The 21182-nt window shown below is 53.0% G+C and carries 10 protein-coding genes and 1 tRNA gene; 8 read left to right on the forward strand and 3 right to left on the reverse strand.

Translation table 11 applies throughout. The annotated features are described in order from the left end of the window. Nucleotides 1–1198 precede the first annotated feature (1198 nt). The 4 genes from ACIX8_RS25160 to ACIX8_RS08790 all read left to right on the forward strand — a co-directional run bounded on the left by ACIX8_RS25160 (nt 1199) and on the right by ACIX8_RS08790 (nt 10794). Nucleotides 1199–7540 (forward strand): RHS repeat-associated core domain-containing protein, encoded by a 6342-nt coding sequence (locus ACIX8_RS25160; RefSeq protein ID WP_083836644.1) that lies wholly within the window; start codon nt 1199–1201, stop codon nt 7538–7540. Between the two features lie 15 nt (nt 7541–7555). Beyond that, nucleotides 7556–7888, forward strand: a complete 333-nt coding sequence (locus ACIX8_RS08770) for a hypothetical protein (RefSeq protein ID WP_014264983.1) — start codon at nt 7556–7558, stop codon at nt 7886–7888. Nucleotides 7889–8077: 189 nt separating this feature from the next. Then, a complete protein-coding gene (locus ACIX8_RS24470; RefSeq protein ID WP_014264984.1) occupies nt 8078–8473 on the forward strand; it encodes a transposase in 396 nt (131 codons plus the stop codon). Between the two features lie 1547 nt (nt 8474–10020). Next, nucleotides 10021–10794 (forward strand): hypothetical protein, encoded by a 774-nt coding sequence (locus ACIX8_RS08790; RefSeq protein WP_150110543.1) that lies wholly within the window; start codon nt 10021–10023, stop codon nt 10792–10794. Between the two features lie 308 nt (nt 10795–11102). Here ACIX8_RS08790 and ACIX8_RS08795 read toward each other — a convergent pair. Then, nucleotides 11103–11178 (reverse strand) — tRNA-Lys (locus tag ACIX8_RS08795). A 195-nt stretch (nt 11179–11373) separates the two neighbouring features. On the opposite strand from ACIX8_RS08795, the gene ACIX8_RS08800 reads away from it, so the two are divergent. Together ACIX8_RS08800 and ACIX8_RS08805 are read left to right on the forward strand one after the other, a co-directional pair. After that, a complete protein-coding gene (locus tag ACIX8_RS08800) occupies nt 11374–13356 on the forward strand; it encodes a DUF3857 domain-containing transglutaminase family protein (protein WP_014264988.1) in 1983 nt (660 codons plus the stop codon). A gap of 228 nt (nt 13357–13584) precedes the next feature. Then, complete coding sequence (locus ACIX8_RS08805; RefSeq protein ID WP_190273758.1) at nt 13585–15528, forward strand: DUF3857 domain-containing protein; 1944 nt, start codon at nt 13585–13587, stop codon at nt 15526–15528. 1047 nt (nt 15529–16575) lie between these two features. On the opposite strand, the gene ACIX8_RS08815 is transcribed toward ACIX8_RS08805, so the two are convergent. Further along, the gene (locus tag ACIX8_RS08815; protein ID WP_014264990.1) at nt 16576–17541 is read right to left on the reverse strand and encodes an amidohydrolase family protein; all 966 of its coding nucleotides are present in this window, start codon (nt 17539–17541) and stop codon (nt 16576–16578) included. A gap of 377 nt (nt 17542–17918) precedes the next feature. Continuing rightward, a complete protein-coding gene (locus tag ACIX8_RS08820) occupies nt 17919–18875 on the reverse strand; it encodes a GlxA family transcriptional regulator (protein ID WP_223295491.1) in 957 nt (318 codons plus the stop codon). Between the two features lie 237 nt (nt 18876–19112). Here ACIX8_RS08820 and ACIX8_RS08825 point away from each other — a divergent pair, with 237 nt between their 5' ends. Together ACIX8_RS08825 and ACIX8_RS08830 are read left to right on the forward strand one after the other, a co-directional pair. Further along, entirely contained in the window at nt 19113–20000 is an 888-nt protein-coding gene (locus ACIX8_RS08825) for an MBL fold metallo-hydrolase (RefSeq protein WP_014264992.1), read from the forward strand. Nucleotides 20001–20255: 255 nt separating this feature from the next. Beyond that, complete coding sequence (locus ACIX8_RS08830; protein ID WP_014264993.1) at nt 20256–21167, forward strand: NmrA family NAD(P)-binding protein; 912 nt, start codon at nt 20256–20258, stop codon at nt 21165–21167. The last annotated feature ends 15 nt before the right edge of the window (nt 21168–21182 follow it).

Here is a 21182-nt window from a genome sequence, read left to right on the forward strand (position 1 = left end):
ATACTCCTTGGTGGTCTAACCTCAGACCTATTCAATTGTTCCGTGTTTTCTGCCCTGGCTCCCGGCGTGAGGCACCGAGTTTAGCGTCCCGGTTCAGGACGATTCATTCATCTATCGCAGGTACGGCGGGAGCCTAGCCATGCAACATGTAGGCCACACAGTCTCCGCTCAACTGCTTGTATTTCAACGTAGCATTGGTGGTAAGTAGAGTCAATAGCGCCGTGGCATCCAAAAGGGTTTCTCAGATGCCACAGTTGATTCTGTCGTGAGCTTTCATTCGCTCCTTCTGGCGGGGCTGACAAGAAAGCATATCGTATGCCGACGTCGTTCACCGCGCGGACGTGATGATGAAGGACACCAGCCACATAGTGACCCCGCAGGTGCACGGTAGAACCGTGGAGCACGTTGAAGCTTAATCCGATTCTGTTTCTGCAGGCGTGTCATCAAGTCACGCGAAGCCTACTTGTGGATCACATGTGCTCCGGTGCTCTTGTAGACCTGCCTCAAAACTAGCCCGACTAGCCCGCAAGAGCGCTGCCATCATAGCCCAGGGTGAAACCATGGGTAACAATGTCCCACGAGAAGGTGAGCCCTGAAAGGGCGATCTATCTGACGGGGGAACCCACAAGGTACCTAAAATCATTTCGCTTCCTTGCTCATGACGACACCATCGTCATGAGCAAGGAAGCGAAGGCGCGGCCATTGTGGCAGGCCCGTATACGCGAGCCATCGGCCGAGCCAGCGTCTGTCGTAAAGGCTGCAAGGAAAGCATTGAGATCGCTCAATAAGCCCTCAATGTCATCATTTTAAGTGTTAATTAGAATCCTGACGAGGTCGCTGCAGGTGAGCAATGGTGAATTCACCATGTAACTGAATTTTCTCTTGACATGAGGCGCGGATGGCGTGATACGCTACGCGAGTCCTCATAGTCAACGAATACAAAATCTCCTCATTACTTCGTTTTCCCAGACCCCGGTGACAGGGTATGGAGATCGAACCTGCGATGTGCGGCATCTTCGACAACTGCCCGAGTTGGCAAGGTGTAGCTTATCCCCGGCCCGTCTTTCCCATTGCTGCTAATGGCCCAACTAACGACTCAGTTCTGATCGAGATTTAGGCAATTACAGCCAAGTCTCGCATTACAAGCTTTCCGCAGTTCCGTAGTGTCTAAATTGAAAGACTTGAAGTCCAGGAGATCATGATGCAGTCCGTTTGCACAGAACAATCGCGCCCCTCATTCCGTATGCGTGCGCGAAAATCCGCTTTTACCTATAAGGCGGTTTTAATCGTCGTTTGGGCACTTTGCGGCTCGTTCTCCGGCGCAAAATCTAATTTCCTGCAGGCACAATTGACGGCGGTAGAGGAAAAGGGTCTGCCATCAGACAGCACCTTTCAGGGGGGCGATATTGATCTTGTCAATCTACATAATGGGAACTTGCATATCTCAATTCCCCTTGCAAGCCTAAAGCAGCGTGGTGGCACAACCTTGAGCTGGAGCTTTGTGTATGACACGCAAGGCTGGATTAAGCAATGGTATGAAAATCCTGGATGTGGAATATCTGTTCCCGGTGCCCAGGTTGTTACTGCTGGGGTTATAGCCCAACCTTTAGGCGTTGCTCCTCCAGGAGGAGGTGGTGGTAATCCCGTCAATTGCAATCCTCCGGGGCAATACCTTGTGGCCGCAACTAAAACTAGTTCGACCGGTTGGAGATTATCAAACCCTTTCAATTGGAGTGTCGAGTATCTTCGACCTACTACATCTGCACCTTGTCTTACGGACGCTAATTTGATGTACATAGCTGTAACAAATTGGCGGATAGTAGACCCCCAGGGAACATCCCACGCACTTCCACTTCGAGAAGAACTTGATGGAAATGGTACGTGTCTCGGTCAGACCCTGAAGGGGCCGGCGTTGGATGGCTCTGGTATTGTCTACGATGCCCAAGCGAATACGGTTTATCTCAAGGATGGAACACAAATTATGCCTGGCGCGCAGGGAGAAATTCGTGACAGGAACGGTAATATTATGAGCCTTCAAGGGGACACGGATACTCTCAACCGTTCCCCAGTAACTACGACAAGTGGCCCAGGAGTTACTTACACGACGCCATTGGGAAATGCGATACAGGGATATCAATATACAAATTACACAGTCTATGATTCGTCCGGGAATCCACAAGTATATAAGGTGGATTATCAGGCAATGGACTTCGCTTCAAATATGTGTACAGAGGCTACAATGTCCGGGACGCAGTCGCAGTCCTATCCCTGTGAAGACACAGTAATACCAATAATTGAACCATGGCACCTCACGCTCCCGAGCGGTAAGGCTTATGTCTTCACGTTTAATAATGGGTCTATGGGAGAACTGGCTAAAGTCGATTTGCCTACAGGAGGCTCGATTTCGTACAGCTACAGTGGCCTCTATCAAACCCAGCCTAATACGATCCCAGGCCAACAGCCTAACTGGGTTGGTGGTCCTGGTGTAACGAGCAGAACTGTAACCGTGAATGGCGCCGCGAATAAATGGACATACAAAATTAATCCGGATGAGCAGGCAACAGTTACCGATCCTCTGGGCAATACTCAGATTCATACTTATGGTCTTGTCCAACCGAGCAATGCTCCTGCCAACTACAATACATATTTGGGGGCCTACTATGATACCAGTGCTACATATTCGGATTCATCCGGGAATTTGCTAAAGACAGTTGCAAATGACTATACGGCAGAATACGATCCGATAAATAATGCTATTGCTAATGTGCGAGTGATTCGAACTACGACAACGCTTGCCGGTAACCAGGTAACGAAAAAAGAAACAGATTACGAAACCTTTCAATATAACTGTTTAGATGCAATTTCGTGTCCTGGAACGGCTACTCGTCTCAACCCTACAGAAACCAGGGAGTACGATTACGGGACTGGTACTCCTGGAGGACTCTTACGCCGAACAGACTACACGTATCTGCATACCGGAAACCAGAGCTATATAAACCTTAATATCGTGAGCGACCCCGCCGTAGTCTCCATCTATGACGGATCAGGGACAATGGCCGCGCAAACGACCTATGAGTATGACAACTATTCTCATTTGAATCAGCCCATGGTTGCCAGCGCGGCTGTCCAACATGACACTGGCTATGGTACGTCCTTCACAACGCGCGGCAACGTAACCGCTATAGAAAAATGGCGAAATACAGATGGCGCACTTCTTACTTCCACCAACCAATTTGATGACGCTGGTAATCTTCTTTCGACAATCGATCCGCTCAAGCATCAGACAAGTTTCGACTACACCGACTCATGGTCGAATAGTATCTGTGCTCCATCAGGAGCCGGAAAAGAATACCTTACGAAAACTACCAATGCGGCGGGGCAGGTAACCACCTCAAAGTATGATTCCTGCACGGGTGAAATAGCGTCAACAACCGATTCTAATCTTCAAACAACGAGTTGGACTTATGACGTACTCAATAGACCGAAACAGATCAGTTATCCGGATGGTGGCCAGACAAGTTATTGTTATAGCGATATCGGGACTGGTTCCTGCCCAAGTTCCAGCGTCTTGAGCATCACGGGAACTACGAAGCTCACTAGCGCCCTTAACTTTACCAGCACCTCTATTTTCGACGGATTAGGTCGTACCATACAGACTCAGTTAACCTCTGATCCAAGTGGTGTGACGTACTCAGATACGACCTACGATGGGGTAGGTCATGTGGCCTCGGTTTCTAATCCTTACCGTGGCGGTCAATCTGGTGTGGTGGCAAAATCACAGCCCACAACTACCTATACCTACGATGGATTGGGTCAAAAAATTGTACAGACGAATCAGGACGGGACCACAGAGCAATGGTGCTACGACGGTATATCGTCCGTGCAGAGTAATTGCAGTTCAAACAAAAGCTCAATAAAGACCGGTTCTTGGGTTGATGTAACTGATCCGAATGGTCATCATACCCAGCAGGTTAGCGACGTCTTAGGACGATTAACAGCAGTGATGGAACCGGATCCCGCTTCGGGTGCACTCAGTCTTGAGACTGATTACCAATATGACACGCTGAGCAATCTAACGCGAGTGGATCAATGGGGTGGGCCGGTTAATTCATCTGGAGTGCGAACACGAAGTTTCAATTATGATTCGCTGTCTCTATTGCATTGCGCCTCTAACCCGGAAAACAGCCAGAATTCCTGCCCGGCGAAGGCAACAGCCACTCTTCCGTCAGGCGTTACAAGTTATGTCTATGACGCCAGCAGCAATCTGAAGAACAAGACGGACGCACGCGGAATCACCACGACCTACAGCTACGATGCGCTGAACCGATTGATATCGAAAACGTATTCGGACGGGACCGCCGGCGCTTCCTTCGGCTACGACGAAACCGGCGATTTTGGAGCCGCCGGCTGTGGGGGAACTGGTTTTGTGCAGTGCAACACGATTGGCCGGCTATCATCGGCTACCGTGGCTAACGTAACCCAATCTATATACAGTTACGATGCCATGGGCCGGATGACCGTGAAGTCCACCTGTGTAGCCAGCCTGTGTGGCTCTGACCGGATCGATCAATTCTTTACCTACGATCTTGCAGGAAATCTTACCAGCTACGACCATGGCACTGATGTGGCGCGAAATGCCTACTATGGAGGTCACGGACTGAGTTATGACAGCGCTGGCCGGCTGAATCTTGTCACTGGATACCAGCAGCCAGCGAGCCCGTCTAATCTCTTCAAGGCTACTTCCTATGGTCCGGTGGGACTATTAGAGTCGAGCCTGGGGAACGGTCTGAATGAAACCCGCTCGTACGACAACCGAATGCGGCAGACGAGCTATAACGCTCTCAATGCAGCCCCGACATCCTCCCCATCGACTTTGACTGGGTACATGGACGATTTTCAGAACAATGACGTCGAACGATTTCCTGGTGTGACAATCAATGGAAGCGCGCTGCCGCAAAACGGCCTGCTCCAAGTGGGGGGATGGGCAGCTACAGCGCAGAGCTGCCCGGTGGCTGCCGTTGAGATCGACATCGACCAGACCGCCATTGGCTATGCTTCATTAGATAAAGTCCGCTCCGATGTGCAAAGTCTTGTTTATAACAACGACGGGCATCATGCGGACTGCGGGTACAACTTCGTCGGTAGCATTGGGGGAGCCTCCGTAGGTCCGCATTCGGTAAATGTCTATGCTCTGGATGCCTCCGGAAATCGCCAACTCCTGGTGGATGGGCCTGGCAACAACACAATCACCGTCAGCGCTGATCCTCCACCTACCGGGACCATAGACGGCACGGTTTCGCTCCCCGGCCAAATTACCTCGGGCGGACTTATGACTCTTAGTGGATGGGCGATCGACAGCCAGATGCATGCCCCAGTGGGGGCTGTGAAGATCTTGATCGATGGGATTCCTATCGGGTATGCCACCCTAGGAGCTCCTCGTCCTGATGTGGCGGCTGCCTATGGAGACCAGCGTTATGCCAATAGCGGTTGGGTCTTTACGGGAAGCATTGGAAACCTCTCCGTGGGCCAACACACTGCCACAGCCATCATCTACGACAGTGGCGGGCAGAGCACTCCAGTAACTCAGGCCACCGTCTACAACAGCCAGACGCAAACCTGGGGTCTGGCTCCAGTTATTATTAGCGTCGTTGCAGACAAGACATTCGTGTCCAGTTGGTTCGATTTGGTGCAGAACGCCTCCGATCAAACCTCGGTCGTGCCACTCAATGGGAGCATCTTCGCTGGAGGTTGGGTTGGAGAGACCCAGAACCAGACCGCCTGTGCGAAAAATATTAGCAGGGTCGATGTCCTGGTGGATGGCTACTATGTGGGACAGGCTCAGCTCGGGGGCGCTCGGCCGGATGTGGTGGCCGCCTTTCAGAACCCAAGTTGCCTGAACAGCGGTTGGTCGTTCACGGGCACCGTAAGCAATATCGATCCCGGGGTCCACATCTTTACCGCAAGGGCATACGATGAGACCGGCGGGTCGATTATGCTTGCCAACAGCGGAACGATGCAGATCAATGCGCAACTGTCTCCCGCATCAGTAACGAATCCTCTGCCATCGCAATACGCTTGGTCGCTGGGGTATGAACCCAACAGCAATGTGGGATACGCCTTTGACTCGGTGAATGGCAACTATGCCTATCTCTATGACAACCTCAACCGTCTTGTAGCTGCGGGATCGAGCACCACAGGGTTGCAGTGGAGCTATGACTCGTTCGGGAACCGGACCTCGCAGGTGGTAACTGCTGGTTCGGGAACCAGCAGTTACGAAACGTTCAATGCGAACAACCAGCCGAACGATGTGGCTTTCGATGCGGCTGGAAATGCTCTGGGCACTGGTGTGGTTCCACTGCAATACGACGCCGAGAACAGGCTGATCAACGCCAACGGTATCCGCTATATTTACGATGCCGAGGGGCAGCGTGTAGCCAAATACAGTGGCAACACGCTCACGAACGTTTACCTGTACGACCAAGCGGGTCACGTGGTCACCGAACTGGATGGCTCCTTCAATGTCATCCGCCGGGAAGTCTATGCTGGATCACGACATCTCGGGACCTATGACCAGAGTGGCAATCTGACTTACGTGCTGTCAGATTGGCTTGGTACAGAACGCGCAAGAGCCAACAATACCGGGACACTCTGCGAGACCACTACCAGTCAACCTTTCGGGGATAACCAGCAAACTAGCGGGACCTGCTTTCCGTCTCCAACGTTCTTTACCGGCAAGGAACGGGATGCAGAATCAGGGCTGGATTACTTCGGGGCCAGGTATTTCGGCAGCAGCATGGGGCGGTGGATGTCGCCAGACTGGGCATCCGACCCGCAGTCAGTTCCGTATGCAACCTATACAAACCCACAATCGCTGAACCTGTATTCCTATGTCGAAAACAATCCAATCACCCAACGCGATGCGGATGGACATGCGGCTAACGAAAATATCGGTTCAGCTGAGCCACCTAAAGCGGAGGACGGTATCGTCATACTGATAGATGATTCAGGACCGGAGACCCCCCTTCAAGTCTCTAGAACAGCTGCCCAGGATGCTGCCGAAAGGGCTTATGATGTTCAGGGTACCGAGGCATTCGACGTCTTCGCTGCTCCTGCTGGGGCCCAACAGCAGACCTGTAAGTGTGAGCAAACTATACAGGCAAACCAGGAAGTGGTAGATAGTGTTAGTGACTACCTGAAAAAAAGTGCGGAAATAACCAATACTGCGATTATGACGGCGGGGGCGGCTGTTATCGGGGCTGTTGCAGCAACCGCTGGTCCTAAGGCCGATACTGCTCCTGGGATAACAGCAGGAGGACAGGCGACGGATCAGTATGGGAATAAAATAGGACCAAGTGGCAAGGCGCAAATTGACCAAGTGGACCACACAGGGAAAAAGTCAGCGAGGGATGCGGCAAGACGAGGCGGCAAAGGTAAACCTGTCCAACATCCTAGCCCGACAAAAGGCAAACCTCACTTCCATCCTACGGATTCGGAAGGCGAAAAGTTACCTACTAGCGTGCACCATAACTATCCAAACTAAAGATCGAGGCAAACTATGCAGCAGAGCGCAGAAAAGAGTATTTGGATCGGAATGGCTGCGGTGAAACCACGTCCGGGGTCAGAAACCTTAAGCGGTAGCGTGAGTGGAGCCTTCGTAAATGTTCTTACATGGGCATCAGACTCGTTTGAGTTCAGAGAAAAAGCGAAAGAGCTAATGGACTATCTTGCTTTGGACTTGATCGGAGTGGAGGATGAAGAACCACTTAGCGAGCGACAGAAGACAGGAGATATGGAACCCGATATAACGCAAATAGCACTCGAAATGAAGGACAATCTGCGGTCAATTAGGTATACGACCTTCCATACTTGGACAGAAACGAACGCCTGACGTTCTTTATGGAGAACGGACCTTCTCAACAGAGATGATAACTAGGCCGGGTGGTTCATATGTGCCCGGATTATTGAGTGCCACATCCATGACAGGGGGCGAGTAATGGCGGGTGGCCTAGATCTGAATTAGGAAGCAAAGAGGGTGCCCCACATCTCGCTTTGAGATGTGGGCTCTAGGATGAGTGCCATGCCGAAGGACCTTGTTCGCTATCAACAGACAGGAAACCTGCATCTTGTGACCTTCTCTTGTTATCGGAGGCTTCCGTATCTCGGTACTCCTGCGATCCGCGAGCTCTTCGAAAGGTCTTTGGAAAAGATGCGTATGAAGTACGACTTCTATATCAATGCCTATGTCGTAATGCCAGAGCACGTGCATCTGTTGATCAACGAACCCAAACGGGCGATCCTGGTAAAGACCCTTCAGGCGCTAAAGATATCCGCGCAGGCGGGGGCATATATCCGAAACCCCTTTGGGTGCCGTCATGAATGGGGCGCCGGCGTTCACATGATCGCAACGTTCGCTGCACTCATGTTTATGTTCGTAGGTGCCGTAAGGACGTCTCGGGCACATCTGACTGCCTGACGAATATGGGCCGCAAGCATCTGGTGATTTCAGACCCGAAACAACGGGCATCAAGAGGCACGCTGCCATGCATCGGGTTGAGAGGTGACACGTCACCCCAGAATGGGAGCTATAGTGCAGACGCAGGTTGCTGTGAGGGAGTTATAAGAAAATAGGTGGGCTTATAGGGAATTGGCGCGATGAAGCCCCTGAGTGGCGCAAAGATCGGCTTTACGTGGTTGGTCTCCCCAGCACTCCTGATCACCTGACTGGAACCAACATCAGTGTGAGCTCTTCAGTGCTGCACATCGTCTTGCTAGGGATGATAGGGACGGACGCTATACAGCCTTTGGACGAGTCCCCAATCACGCTCACGCTGGATTCAGCGCTGAGGAGCAAAGACTATGGCGGCATTGAGGCATCTTTCCCAAAACCGGACCTTACACAGGAGTTTCGAATTGCTGTCATCGGAGAAGGAGGATACAAGAAGATCTTCATCGTTAAGAAGAAGTATCTGAACCGTCTGCGATGATCCCAGTCATATACATACGACGCATAGGGCGATGCAGCTCTTCAATTGAGGCCAGGATAACTACAGGCTGACGCCTTCAGGGCAGCAATCGACTGAACCCCTGCGGAGTTGTTTGTTGCACAGCCAAGAACCTGAGTAATCATTTGTGTGTAGATTATCGGCTGCCGCCATACACAATGGCAATCTGAAGTTAGAGGCTTGTCTATGTCCTCATGGGTTCTGTTCAGCGCCCCAAAAGAAACAGAACATGAGGCGTGTCATATCTTTGAATAGTCAGAGATTTACTTCAGGCACTTGTTAGAGGAGGAATCTCCACTTTCCAATACTCGCCTGTCTCATGTGCGACGTGCTTTTTGCGTTTCAGGCGGCCCAGGCATCCCAGTACGCGCTTCTCGGATAGCCCGGTTGCTTGAGCGATCTCGGAAACCGTTTTTGTCCCTGCCGTTTGGGAGCGGCCTCCGCTTGGATGAGTAAAGGAGGCTTTCGTTATCTGTGCGTCAAGGAAGTCCTTCACTTTGTAATCGACGAACCTATCCATATACCAGTCGTAGCTTTCGAATAGCGCACGAGGCCCGTGATAGATAGCAACCAATATCGTGACAACTGCTACAGTCGTTCCCCATGCATTTCGCGCATAGGGCCAAAGAAGACGGAATATGTGCATCGGATTATCCTACCGAATTCTTGCAGGTGGTAGACATACTTTATGCAGCGTCAACGCGTAGAGGGAGCATCCTGGCTACACTGGGTGCCGAATGAACGGCCTTGCGACGGCAGGTAGGGGAAAGAGTGTAGGGAGCCCCCGCTAAATCCTGTCGAAAGCCCCTTCGCTGCACATCCATCATTTCAGTTTAATGAACTGCTCGCCTGTGAGAACATCACGATCATGACCGGTGGCGCAAACTATAAAGTCGTTCTAGTGAATCGGACTAGGAATCCGTGGTGGAGCAGATTCTTTACCGTGACGCAGTTCTGCTGTGTGCCCCTCATCCTGTGGTGGATTCCGTATCAGCATCTCCCTCCTCCGGGATGGGCTGTGGCCTTACTCGCAATGGCAGCGGCTGCTATGAGCATTCACGAAGGGATGAAGGATTGGCAGAAGCTATTCTGGATCGTCATCATGACGGCTATGCTCATCACCGAGCTCCGAGCCATCAACAAGGAGCGCGATAAGGCCTATTGGGACTCGGTTACTGAAACGCACAGGAGAGAAGTCGAGGAGGCACGGCAACAGGATCGTTTTGAGGCCAGCATGAAGGGCTTCGAGAATCTACTTGCTCAAGACAAGGCGATACTCCGAACGACTCAGGGAGCCGCGTCTACGGCTCAAGAGGGAATTGCCAGCATGATGGGCACAGACTCTTATTTGCTGGCAATTCCACAACATATTTTCCCCGCGACCCCAAGCAACCAAGATTCATTTGGATTTATGTTGTTTCCCATAGGGAAACATATTATCTGGGACGGTGAGGTTGTAGAGAGTGAAGGCCAGATGGATGAGAGCTTCTACAGCCGGCCTCAAAAGGTTATTGAATTGAAGCCCATCACCTTGAGTCACGCATCGGGTCTGGGGATAACTATTCAACCCTCAAGGGATAAGGATAATTGGTATGCGTTTAGTTTTTCATCAAGAGCTACCGGAGGTGGCGAGAATCTACTGATACGTTTCAATCAACACACAAATAGCTGGGAGTTCCAATATTGGCTGTACCGGCTAAAGATCGGAATGAAGAAGCCTGAACCGCCAGTTGTGTTGAAGCATCAAGAATGGGAACCGATCCCAAGCCCCGTAATGGTGCAAGCACACTAGCTCTGTGTGCGCTCGCCTATCCGTGTTGCCTTAGCCCAGCCGCTGCAAATTGTCACCTTAGCTTTATGAACTGTTCGCCTGTGAGATCTGGGAGGGTCTCTAGTGCTTGAGGCTTCACATCTAGCGAATGACCAGACGGGCGTCTGTGAGCAAGTTCGATGGGACTGGGAAGATCGTGAGAATGCCAAGGGATACTGGCAGGGGATAGCCAGAAGGGGAAATACGTGACGTATCCCTTTTGTATCCCCGAGCATGATTAGAAGAGAAGTGAAACGCCACAAATCCTAATGTAAACCCTTTAGAATGTGTGGTGAGCGGGCTGGGGCTCGAACCCAGGACCAACGCCTTAAAAGGGCGATGCTCTACCAACTGAGCTACCCGCTCGCTCTTCTTTAAAGTAGCACAGCCGGAGAGCTGCAGAAAGACAGGCAAAAGCCTATAGCTGTATTTTTACTTGATTCTGTGGCCCGGTAAACGTATAAAAACAGGCACGTATTCCGCAATGAGTTGTATGCAGGCTAAGACCTGCGGGAGAAGCTTCGGCGACTTCATGGATCGCGGTTGAATGGAGACCTCCCGATGCTGTTTCGGGTCAATGCACGTCCAGTAAACCGCCGTTGTCTTGCCGGTTTGTTTTTTGTCCTTGTAGCCACGCCGCTTTATGCGGCAAGTGGCGTTCCCGACTGGGTGCGAACCGCGGCACACCAGACCCTGCCCGATTTTCCCGAGACAACCAAGGCCGTCGTCTTGCTTGATGAAACGACCTATACGGTCGCACCGGATGGCAGCGCTGTCGAACACCTGCGCCACGTGGTGAAGATTCTGCGTCCCCAGGGGCGCGAGTATGGCTATCCGTTTGTGTGGTACGACAAGGACTCCAAGGTGCTGTCGATGCATGTGTGGAGCATCGATCCAGCGGGCCATGAGTATGCCTTGAAGGACAATGAGATCAGGGACTTCAGTCCTCCGGGAGACGGCGAACTCTACTCCGACGATAAGGCCAAGATCGCCGACCCTCCGGGACGCGATCCTGGCGGCATCGTCGCCTATGAGTACGAAAAACGCGAGCGGCCTTACCTGGCGGAGACGAACTGGCAGTTTCAGGGCGAGATTCCGCATGTAACGCAGAGCTTCGTGCTGGTGCTGCCGCAGGGCTACAGCTATACGACGACCTGGGCGCACCATCCGCAGACCGATGGCATCGATCTTGAAAACCACCACTACCGGTGGGACATGAACAATGAACCGGCCATCGACCTGGAGCACATTCCAATGCGTCCGGCCTCTGGTTCGCTGGAGGCGCGAATGACGGTCCACTACTCCGGGCCGGGACTTGCGCAGCCTCAGGAAGGTACGTGGAAGGGCATCGGAGAGTGGTACGACTCGCTGGCGCATGATCGCGTCGTCGCGACGCCGGACATCTCCGCCAAGGCCGCGGAGCTTACCCAGGGCAAGACCGACTTCTACGATAAGTCGGAGGCGATTGGCGAGTTTGTGCAGCAGCAGATTCGTTATTTCGTGATCGAGATGGGCGTTGGAGGCTATCAGCCGCATCCAGCCGCGGATATCTTTCGTGGCCGTTATGGCGACTGCAAGGACAAGGCCACCCTGTTGTCGGCGATGCTCTCGAGCGTCGGTATTCATAGCGCTTTGCTCATGGTCGATACCCAACGCGGAGTGATCGATCCCGAAGATCCTTCGATCTATGGCAATCACATGATTGCCGCGATTGAGGTCCCACAGGGCTATGAGTCGCCGAAACTGCACAGCGTGGTAACGGCGAAGACCGGCAAGCGCTACCTCATCTTCGACCCGACGTGGGAGAAGACGCCCTTCGGCCAGTTGGAAGACAACCTGCAGGGAAGCTATGGTGTGCTCCTGGAAGGGGCGAACAGCCAGGTCATCCAGCTTCCGGTACTCGATCCAAAGTTCAACAGTGTTCGACGTTCGGCGCGCTTTCAGCTGGATGCCGATGGAACGCTTAAGGGAACGGTGACGGTCAAACGCTTCGGCGATCTTGCAGAGCGAGAGCGCTACCTCTTTACGCATGGCGATGCGAAGGAGCAGCAGCAGTACATCGACCGCACGGCCTCGCGGGATTTTGCCGCGGCGTCGCTCACGGATCTGAAGGCGGAGAACGTAGAGTCTTTGAACAAAGATATGACGACGAGTTACACGCTCTCGGCGAGCCATTTTGCGACGGCGGCTGGTCTTTTGCTGATGGTGCGTCCGCGCGTGCTGGGTTCGTTGGACATCCCTGTCGACCACAAGGTTCGAAAGGTGGGGATTGATCTGCGCCAGACGATGCAGGCCAGCGACGACTTTGAGATAGAGCTGCCTGCTGGTTATGTCGTCGATGAACTTCCCGATCCCGTAAAGATCGACCTGGGATTCGCCAGCTATGAGAGTTCGACCGAGGTGCAGGGGCAGACCTTGCACTACAAACGCGTTTATACGCAGCGCGAAGTGACTCTGCCGGCGGACAAATACTCGGAGCTGCAGAAGCTGGCAGGAGTCATCGATAACGATGAGCAGAGCCGCGCTGTTTTGAAGCATAAATAAAGTTCCAGATTTCGGGCCGGCAACCTAAGTTCAAACGATGCGAAAGAAGGTCTAAAGAGCAACATGCTGAGTTCATCTCCTATCCGTTGGCGCAGATTGGATGTCCCTTGTTTCAATGTCTCTTTGCGGAGTGCCGCGCGCGCTGGCTTGCTGTTGGCCGTTGCACTGGCACCCGTTGCAGCTCATGCCGCCGATCCCTTTCTGAAACCTACGAAAGAGGAGTTGGAGATGAAGTCTCTACCCGGCTATCCGGGAGCGTCTGCGGTCGTGCTCTTTCGCGAGGAGATCTCCAAGGATGATCTCCATGTGTTTCAGAACTACAACCGCATCAAGATCCTGACGGAAGAGGGTAAGAAATACGCCAACGTCGAACTGGGCTTCGTCAGTTCGAGCGCTACCGGTTATATGGAAAATGGCGACGACAAGATGGTGGGGGATATCATCGGCCGCACGATCCACGCCGATGGCACGATCATCCCGTTCACCGGCAAACCTTACTTGAAGGTGATCGAGAAGACCAAGGGGTACAAGGTGCAGGAGAAGGTCTTCACGCTGCCGGATGTGGAGGTTGGCAGCATCATCGAGTATCGCTACTCTACCCGCTATAACGACAACGTCTATGAGGCGCCCAGTTGGTATATCCAGGGCGATCTCTATCTGAGGGCGGCGCATTATGTCTGGTATCCGACGAGCCATGAGATGTCGGACGGAGAGACCGGAGATCCGATCAACTCGATCTCCTGGCTTCCCATTCTGCCTCCGGGAACGGAACTGGTGCATCGCGATCTTCCTGGCACAGACGCCGTAGGCCGGGTTTTGCGGGTCTACGAGGTCAATATCAAGGACGTGCCTCCGCAAACGGAGGAAGAGTTCATGCCTCCTATCGCGAGCTTCAGCTATCGCGTGCTGTTCAACTTCACTCCGTATCGCACTCCCGCCGAGTACTGGAAGTCGAGAGGTAAGGTCTGGTCGAAAGCTGTCGATGGCTTCGCCGGCCCGAATTCGGATCTAAGATCGGCAACGGAGTCGATCATTGCCGGAGCGAATACCCAGGATGAGAAACTGCGCAAGATCTATGCCGCGGTGATGGCGCTCGAAAATACAAGCTATACGCGGGCGCATGAACAGAGAGAAGACAAGGCCGAGGGCCTGGGCAAAGTCAGCAACGCGAGCGATGTCCTGTCGCATAAGCGCGGGGATAGCGCGCAGCTCACCGAGCTCTTTGTCGGCATGGCCCGCGCCGCCGGGATGAAGGCTTACATGATGCTGGTGCCTGACCGTTCCAGTGAACTCTTTGCCCCAGGCCGAATGAGCTTTAGCCAGTTCTCCGACTTGATTGCCATCGTGAATGTCGATGGCAAAGAGCAATTTTTTGCTCCGGGATCGCGGTACTGCCCTTACGCTAGTCTTCCCTGGGAGGATACGGTCGCGCAGGGTCTTCGTCAGGTGGAAGGCGGCACTGATTTTGGACATACGATGGATGTGAGCTACAAGGACAATAAGACAGTTCGTATCGCCAACCTGAAGATGGACGAACATGGCGGCATCACGGGCAAGATCAACCTCACCTTCGACGGCGCGCCTGCGCTGCACTGGCGTCAGCAGGCATTGAAGGGAGATGAAGAGAGCATCAAGCACAGCCTGCGCACCTCTCTGGAAGAGATGCTGCCAAAGACCCTCGAAGTCAAGGTCTCCGAAATTCACGGAATCAGCGACTACGAGAAACCGCTCACGGTTGACTATGAGGTGAAGGGAACGCTTGGAACTCCCACCGGAAAGCGGCTGGTACTCCCTGTGGACCTCTTCCGTGCGGGATCGACGGCGACGTTTACCCACGAAAAACGCGAGCTTGCGGTGTACTTCCATTACCCGCAGATGACGCAGGATGCGCTACGCATCAACTTCCCGGCTAACTTTTCTATTGAAGGCAGCCCCGCGTCGTCGCGATTCGATATGAAGGGCAGCGGCCTGTACAACATGACGGTCACCCCGGCGCCGACAAATGTGACGGTGCGGCGAGACTTTATCTTCAACGACCTCTTTGTCATGCCGAAGAATTACCCTGGCCTGCGTTCGTTCTACTCGCAGTTTGAGGCGAAAGACCAGGAGAGCATCGTGCTGAAGGTCGCGGCCACAGAGGCTTCGGCGAGCGCGGGACCTGAGGTTAAGTGAGTTGTGCGAGTTAGAGAATGGAAGAGCATGCCAACGAATTGCGCGCAGCGCGCTCTGTGACGCTTCAGCGTCACAGAGACGGAGGGTAAGGGAGGCAATCGCCTTTAGGCTACGGAATAAGGCCACGCGAGAATCGGCTTTAGTTCGTGTCTGATGAATTGGGGACAACAACGCATCACCTATTTTGTTCTCCCCACAAAAACGTCATCCTGAGCGTAGCGCCTCGCGTTTTTTGCGAGGTGCGGAGTCGAAGGACCCCGAAGGGCTTGATCTCACCTAGGCTGTTGGGATCTTTCCAGCACGAGAGTTCAGGCTCGTGCGCTCGAGATAGAAAAGGTGCAAAGGGCATGGACAAGAGGTCAACCCTCGGGGTCCTTCGGTCCTGAGCGTAGTCGAACGGACGCGTCCCCAAGAGCTGGGACGCTCCGCTCAGGATGACGATTCTGGGGGGAAGCATAAAACAAAAGCGTACCAATGCCGCGATCCTGATTTCGCTCTAAATCACTATCTCCGATTCGTCAGACACTACCTAGCCCCGGGCCTTTTGTCTGTGGCTGAAAGAAAGCCCGGGCCTAAAGGCTAATGTCACTTACATTGTGGCTAACTATGCCAGCTTCTTGGTGGGCAGCGAGATCAACCCTAGAAGCTCAATGGAGCGCAGAGGCTAAAGGGCCATGGGTACAAGCCCCAAAGGGGCGGCATATCCCAGCCTGGGGCGCAAGCCCCAGGTAAGAATCGAAGCATGGATCAAGCGCTGAAAGCGCGATATATCTCGTTTGCACTGGCGAGATATACCGGGCTTTCAGCCCTCGATTCCTGGCGGGGCATTTACCTGGGGCTTGCGCCCCAGGCTGGGATATGCCGCCCCTTTGGGGCTTGTACCCATGGCCACCTCAAAATCTTCTCTCCATTTGGTTCTGCAGTCAGACTGAATCGTCATCCAGTTTCATCCCTACCACGGCCACTGTAAATGCTTGTCCTCTCTACTCCGGTCGAAAGTAAGTGACATTGGCCTAAAGGCCCATTCCTGCCTAGCCTGAATCCCTTCTACTTGGATTGCTGTAAACGCTTTGCGGCTGCGGGAAAGAGATCGAGCGCTCGACGACCGATCTGCTGTACCTGCTCTCGGGTCAGCCCAGGATATTCAAGCAAGGCTGTCAGATTGGCATTCATGGTGCGGTCCGTCGAACAGGGGACACCACAATCCGAACCATAAACCAGGCGGTCTGGAGTCGTCATCGTGAGTGCGGGGGCCAGTCCAGTTGGACAAACGCCAGCCGTATCGAGGAAGAATCGCTGGAGGTACTTCCGCATTTCATCCGTTGTGACCTGGTTGGGATTCGGAATCCAATCCTCATTTCCCAGCAGCAGCAGGCGTCCGGACATGGCGGGCAGGGCGCCTCCGCAGTGCGCCAGGATCATCGTAACGTTGGGGTACTTACGAAAGATGCCTGCATAGATCATGTCCGTGACCGTACGGGCCGTTTCGAAGGCTACATCCATCAACGCACAGGGACGTCCCATCACTCCACCCGCATAAGCATCCGGGTGCCCAAAGACAACCGCGTGCCTTCTGTCGAGCTCCTCCCAAACCGGCTCCAGGCGCTCATCGCTGAGGTACACATCGTTGTAGCGAAACGTCATGGCAAAGCCATCGGCACGAAGGTCGTCAGAAGCGCGCCTGATTTCGTCTATGGCCGAGCTTGGGTCGTCCGTCGGAATGGCAGCCAGAAACCCGAAGCGGCTGGGATACTTCTCTACCAGGGTGGCTGCGTAGTCGTTCGAGGCGCGAAGCTTGTCACGCGTCTTGGGAATGTTGCTGAGCATCTGCATGGCGATGCCGGCACTGTCCATGTAGGCGAGCGTGCTTTCCGGGCTCCACCTGGGGGCGGCAGGGCTGGTCCAGCAGCCTTTCTTCATCGCTTCCCAGCGTGCGTTGATCTCTTCTTCTGTTTCGGGCGGATAGAAATGAGCATGGACATCGATCCATTGGTTTACCAGGACTTCCTTCATGTATCTGCTATGTGCCCCCTAAACTCGCTCGGTCCCGTATCGAGGGATTCCCGTTCGAGCAGCCTGGACACAATGGTACACAGGAGCAAGAAGTGTCGGTTGTAAACGCTCGACCTGGCAAAGGACGATCACTACCGATAGGCCGACTTCACCTTACCAATCTGAAAGACCTCTGCCGCTGCGCGGCAGGGGGCTTGGCTTGGATTTGCTGGATTTGTGCAATTTGGGGTGCTGGCTAGGGTGCTGAAATAATTCTCTTGCCAGGGTACTAAACTCTCACTATTTGGGTGCCGAAGAGGGTGCTGAGATTGCAACTGCCAGTCAACGCAGAAACGTCTTCGCAGCCAAGGTGCTTCGAGCAAATCGCCAAGAGTTCGTTAGACAAGTCCGAAGCGATTCCGATATTCACCAGGGGCAAGACCAACAATTTTCTTGAACACATTCCGAAACGCACTCATGTCCTGATATCCAACAGCCAATCCGATCTCTTCTACATTCCGGGTTGAAAACTCCAGATATTCCTTCGCCTTGTTGATTCTCCACAACTGGAGGTATTCGCTTGGGTTCCAGCCCGTTGCCTTATGAAACCTGCGCAGCAAGGTGCGTTCCCCCAAATTAGATAACTCTGCCATTGCACGGATCGTTATATTGCTCGAATAGCGCTCATGGAGCCAATGCTGTAATTTCAAAACCTGAGGATCTCCATGTTGCAGGCTCGGAGAGAAATCGGCGTAGAAGCTCTGCTGCCGCCCAGCCGGGTCGACCAGGAAGAAGCGCGCAGTTGCAAGCATCACAGTAGGACTTAACATCTTTCCAATAAGGTGAAGCCCGAGATCTATCCAGGCCATGCCTCCCCCAGCAGAGATAACATCACCATCATCGATCAGTATGCGATCGGTATCGAGCATAGTCGTGGGAAACCGTCCGAGAAACTTCGCGGCATGTTGCCAATGAGTTGTGATGGTTCGGCCAGCGAGCAGACCCGTGTCGGCCAACAAAAACGCCCCAGCACACACGGAGCAAAGGACCGTTCCATCGCTGCGACGAGCTTTGATCCACCGAGATACAGTCTTTGATGTCCGAACAGTAGATAACTCCGCGAAGCTGGGAGGGATAATGAGGGCGGAAATCTTACCCCCCGTGCTTCTCTGACTCGCGAACGCTCTTTTCACTCTGTTGTTCTGCAACTCCCAATGACTCACTCTTATTTCGCAGAGTGGCGTAGCCCCTTGTTCTGCGCTGATCTGATTGGCGACACGGAAGATGTCCGTAAGCCCAAGTACAGCGGCCAATTGCGCCTCTGGATAAGCGAGTATTCCTATTTCAATAGGCAAGCGTGGTGCTCTCTGTCGTGTCATGTCCTATCCTTCAAGCGAGATCCGGCTCGCGTCACTCATGTCTGTTTTACCACGAACAATGTCAGTTCAGACATCTGTTAGTTCGAAGCAAATCCGCCTATAACCAAGAAGTGGAGCAGCGCAGTTGCTTGGACCGGGGATGGTTGGAAATTCAAATGACTAGGTGCCCCGAGTGCAGGTGGACTATCGAACTGACTGAAAGGAAGGAAAGACATGCTTTTTGAACAAGTAGCCAACTCTTCAATTCATGCCCTCTTCAATGCCGAAGAGATGCGAGCGACGGGGGACAAGGCAAATATCGTTTCCCATACTCTGCGCTCCGGTATCACGGTCCTGTCCGGCTCGGGCGGAAACATCGCGGTCTTGAATGGCCCAGATGGCAAGGTGATGGTGGACAGCGGGTTTGCGACGTCTCAACCGGAAATTGAAACAGCATTGTCTCTTATTTCAGACGAACCAGTGCGCTCGCTCGTGAATACGCATTGGCATTTCGACCACACGGACGGCAATCAATGGGTGTATGAATCGGGCGCAGTCATCATTGGACATCGCAACAACCGTGTTCGCATGCAACAAGAGCAAGCGATACCGGCCTTTGAAGTACTGTTACATCCTTCATCGAAGAGTGAACTTCCAACTATTGTTTTCGACAACGACCTCACATTGGAGTTGAACGACGAGCGAATCCTTCTGCGGGGATATGCTCCGGCACATACAGACTCGGACATTTCTGTGTATTTCGAACGGGCAGATGTGCTTCACGTTGGTGACACTTGGTTAAATGGTATCTATCCGTTCATCGACTGCGACAGCGGTGGCAACATTGATGGTGTGATTGCCGCATCTCTGGCAAATCTCGAACTTGCGGGACCAAACACCATCGTAATTCCGGGACACGGAGCAATCGGTAATCGCAACGACCTCTTGGAGTTTCACGAGATGCTCGTTGGCATTCAATCGAGGGTTGCCGCACTAAAAGCTAATGGGGCGACTTTAGAAGCGGTCATAGCGGCTCGACCGACCGAACCCTTCGACGACAAATGGGGGAGAAGCTTTATCCCACCCGAACTGTTCACAGAAAACGTGTATGAGGGGGTATAGATAATTCCCCCCTGACAAGGCGTCAGGCTCTTTCTTTCTCGCCAGATGATCGTACAGCGGACGGGCGTTGCTGAATTGAACAAGCTGTTCACTGGGGCTTGCCTCAACGCGAGTTAAGGATGCGTTTCATCAAATAACAGAACACTTTCTCAAAGATAGGATCGGGAACCGTGAAGATCTGCGATTTGTGTCCGATCCCTTTATCTGACTGAGGATTCATTTCAATCGGAACCGCTTCATCATGGAGACAGCAAAATGAATGCTAATGTAACAACTCTTAATCCAATCCAATTTGACCGCAGCGTGAAGACGATTTTGGTTACTGGGGCGGTAGGAGACACAGGTCGTCCGACCGTCAAGCTGTTGCTGGAGCACGGACACAAAGTTAAAGCCCTTGTTCGGAAGGATGACGAACGGTCGCGAATCCTCAGAGATCAGGGGGCCGATGTAATCGTTGGCGACATGCTCGACATGAACACTATGAGGAAGGCTGCGGATGGAGTTTCCAGTGCATATTTTGTTTATCCGCTGTGGGAAGGACTGGTCGAAGCTTCTGCAATCTTTGCTCAGGTTGCCCGAGAGCGGCGGCTCGAAATGATCGTCAATATGTCGCATAAACAAGCGCGTCCTTACGCACGGAGCAAAGCAACAGCTGCGCATTGGCTATCCGAGCAGATATTCAATTGGTCAGGCGTTTCAGTCGCGCATCTACGTGTTACTTTTTTCGCCGAGTGGCTGCTTTATACCGCACCCCTGCTCAAGGCAGGACGATATGTTACTTCGTTCGATCCAGACAGTCGTTTTGCCCCTATGGCGGCAGCAGATATCGCACGCGTCGTTGTGGGCATTCTGGGAAATCCAGGGCCTCACATCGGTCAGGCTTATCAACTGCACGGTCCGGTAGAGTACAGCCACTTGGAATTGGCAGCCACTGTAGGTAAAGTCCTCGGAAAGCCTATCGCCTTCGAACAAGTGGAACTGATAGAGTTCCTCAAACTAATAGGTTTGGAAAACGACAGCGCAAAGAAGGCCCATTTTGAAGCAGTTAGGATTGACCAGCAAGAAGGATTGCTGCGGGGAACGGATGACATAGGGACGAGGATCATTGGACGTCCACTAATGACCATCGAAGAGTTCATCAATCAGAACCGCAATTCGCTTTCGTGAACCAGCCAGTTCTCC

The sequence above is a fragment of the Granulicella mallensis MP5ACTX8 genome (assembly GCF_000178955.2).
Classification (GTDB): Bacteria; Acidobacteriota; Terriglobia; order Terriglobales; family Acidobacteriaceae; genus Granulicella; species Granulicella mallensis.

What these genes read in the sequence shown, in the direction of transcription:
- ACIX8_RS25160 (WP_083836644.1), top strand. Translation starts at nt 1,199, where the DNA reads ATGATGCAGTCCGTTTGCACAGAACAATCGCGCCCCTCATTCCGTATG.
- ACIX8_RS08770 (WP_014264983.1), top strand. Translation starts at nt 7,556, where the DNA reads ATGCAGCAGAGCGCAGAAAAGAGTATTTGGATCGGAATGGCTGCGGTG.
- ACIX8_RS24470 (WP_014264984.1), top strand. Translation starts at nt 8,078, where the DNA reads ATGCCGAAGGACCTTGTTCGCTATCAACAGACAGGAAACCTGCATCTT.
- ACIX8_RS08800 (WP_014264988.1), top strand. Translation starts at nt 11,374, where the DNA reads ATGCTGTTTCGGGTCAATGCACGTCCAGTAAACCGCCGTTGTCTTGCC.
- ACIX8_RS08805 (WP_190273758.1), top strand. Translation starts at nt 13,585, where the DNA reads ATGAAGTCTCTACCCGGCTATCCGGGAGCGTCTGCGGTCGTGCTCTTT.
- ACIX8_RS08815 (WP_014264990.1), bottom strand. Translation starts at nt 17,541, where the DNA reads ATGAAGGAAGTCCTGGTAAACCAATGGATCGATGTCCATGCTCATTTC.
- ACIX8_RS08825 (WP_014264992.1), top strand. Translation starts at nt 19,113, where the DNA reads ATGCTTTTTGAACAAGTAGCCAACTCTTCAATTCATGCCCTCTTCAAT.
- ACIX8_RS08830 (WP_014264993.1), top strand. Translation starts at nt 20,256, where the DNA reads ATGAATGCTAATGTAACAACTCTTAATCCAATCCAATTTGACCGCAGC.